General features: G+C 34.6%; 2 protein-coding genes and 1 pseudogene. 2 read left to right on the top strand and 1 reads right to left on the bottom strand.

Annotated elements, in window-relative coordinates; translation table 11 throughout:
• Window positions 1–94: pseudogene (locus DFO72_RS30305) on the top strand (sulfite oxidase-like oxidoreductase); the annotation flags it as partial.
• Window positions 95–916: 822 nt separating this feature from the next.
• Here DFO72_RS30305 and DFO72_RS29055 read toward each other — a convergent pair.
• Window positions 917–1,534: an RraA family protein gene (locus tag DFO72_RS29055; RefSeq protein ID WP_113885940.1), complete on the bottom strand. Its 618-nt coding sequence runs from the start codon at window positions 1,532–1,534 to the stop codon at window positions 917–919.
• 351 nt (window positions 1,535–1,885) lie between these two features.
• Here DFO72_RS29055 and DFO72_RS29050 point away from each other — a divergent pair.
• Window positions 1,886–2,142: PrpF domain-containing protein (locus DFO72_RS29050; RefSeq protein WP_279587094.1), on the top strand; the 257-nt coding region annotated here is incomplete at its 3' end.

Genomic DNA, 2,142 nt, shown 5'->3' with positions numbered 1-2,142 from the left:
TGTTAAGTGGTTGAACAGAATTGAGTTAATTGATTATGAACATATCGGTTATTGGGAAAAACGAGGATACTCACAAGATGCATGGGTTAACTAAAATTAAACTAAATATTACTGGGATATTGGTCTTTTGCCGGTATCCTTTTATTTCTTCATTAGATAAAGAGGCTTATTATTAATCGGTTCGCTGTTTTTCGGATTTTGGTTTCAGTGCTTGGCTTAAAGAAACCATAATAATAACGCAATAAGACATAAAATTTCAATTGACTTCGAACTGGAACAATTGAAATTCATACTGTTTCCAGGAAAAGTTTCATAAACTTAAACTTCTTAAAAGTGTTGGTTTTTATTACTGATGGTTAGGTAGACTCTATACGGGAAGAAATTTTTGTGAAAAGAAGTAGTAGTTACAGAGTATGGTGCTATATGTTCCTTAGGAAATACTATGGAGAAATATTAAGTAGGGAAAATCTGGTCCAATCAATCCTGTCAACATCTAGGGATACTACTTCAGCAATTCTTAAACCTGATCCTAAAATTAGGCTATAATTGAAAATCCTCTCTTTTTATTCCTATTATAAACACTTAGCTTTCTTTTTCGATTTTTTTAGTTGTTTACAATAATCTTAAGCAATAAATTCTCTAAACATCATTACCATTGCCGAATTGTTATTTGCGAATAGTAAGATTATTGAAACTTGACTCCACGACCAACACTTGTATAAATTTTATAATTTTATTAAATACGAGAACCAAAAGATTAAACACATTCCGGCTAATATAGATCAATCACTTGCAAACGAAGAATGGAAAAATACAATTCGTGTTAAGAAAATACTATTCCATAAAGTTCTAATGTTTATTAATAAACAAATGGGTTAAAGAGATTTTTCTCCTTAACCCACTTCAAATTCATTTTTTATTTATAAATCATAGAGTCTAAATATTTGATGATCTCTAATCTTTTTCCAGAGATAGTATCAGCCCTTATCTGATCTTGCATCAGCTTATCTTGTGCTTTTTTCAGTATTACTTCTTCTGTTTCTTTTGGAACGACAACAACACCATCTATATCACCTACAATGATATCACCCGGTTTGACGGATATTCCTCCACAAGAGATCGGAACATTTAGTTCACCAACACCTGCTTTTCCACTTGCTGCAACAGTTGTTCCTTTGCAAAATACAGGAAAATTTAGTTCTTGTATTCCTTTCAAATCACGGATGACGCCATCCACTACAATTCCCCCAATTTCCAATGTCTTGGCCATACCAATAATGAAATCTCCTGCAATCGCTCTATATTCATCCCCTTTTGCATCAATCACGAGGATGTCCCTAGGATTTGCCGTACGAATCGCTTTTAGTACGGCCAGATTATCACCTACCGGCATTTTTACTGTAAATGCTCTTCCGCACAGTACATACTCTTTACTAAGTGGCTTTATACTAGGATGTAAGTTATTTAGTCCATCTAGAGCATCGGAAATACAGGTAGTAGGGATGGATCGAAATTGATCGACTATAACACTCATGAAATGAAGCACCTCTCTTTTGGATTCTATCTTAATTCTTAAACATTAATATACTAGAATAATGAGTGGTGGAAATTCAGAAATACATTACTGCCCGCTTATGTATTCTTAAAAAAGGAAAAGCCATTTTTGTCCCTTAAGCCAGACAGCTCCCGACAAATGCCCCACTTAAATCATCTTACAACGGTCATATTACTAGAATGTCCGTTATCCATCAACAGATCTATCTATTCCATTATGGAATTGCTAGCAATTCCATTTAGATATTTTTTTTATTTTAAATAAAAAAATACAATGATCTTATTAGAGAAAAGAAGAATTGATAGAGGTAATGGGAGGTAACGACAGCTAATGCGTGATTGGGGAAAACAAATTAAAATTCCGGCAGTCTATATGCGGGGAGGAACAAGTAAAGGAGTTTTTTTTCTTCCAGAAGATTTGCCATCTGATCCATCTGAACGTGATAAAGCCTTGCTGCGTGTTATCGGTAGCCCTGATCCTTATGGACAACAGATCGATGGGATGGGCGGTGCCACGTCGAGTACGAGCAAGGTGGTTATTGTCAGCAAAAGCAAGCGTCCGGGATATGATATAAATTATTTATTTGG

It is taken from the genome of Cytobacillus oceanisediminis, assembly GCF_004366035.1.
Lineage (GTDB): Bacteria > Bacillota > Bacilli > Bacillales > Cytobacillaceae > Cytobacillus > Cytobacillus oceanisediminis_C.
The sequence above is the reverse complement of the archived record's forward strand: the minus strand, read 5'-3'. Positions and strand labels throughout refer to the sequence as shown.

Bases quoted from the DNA above. Each gene is read 5' to 3' on its own strand.
- DFO72_RS29055 (WP_113885940.1), bottom strand. From the start codon at position 1,534: ATGAGTGTTATAGTCGATCAATTTCGATCCATCCCTACTACCTGTATT.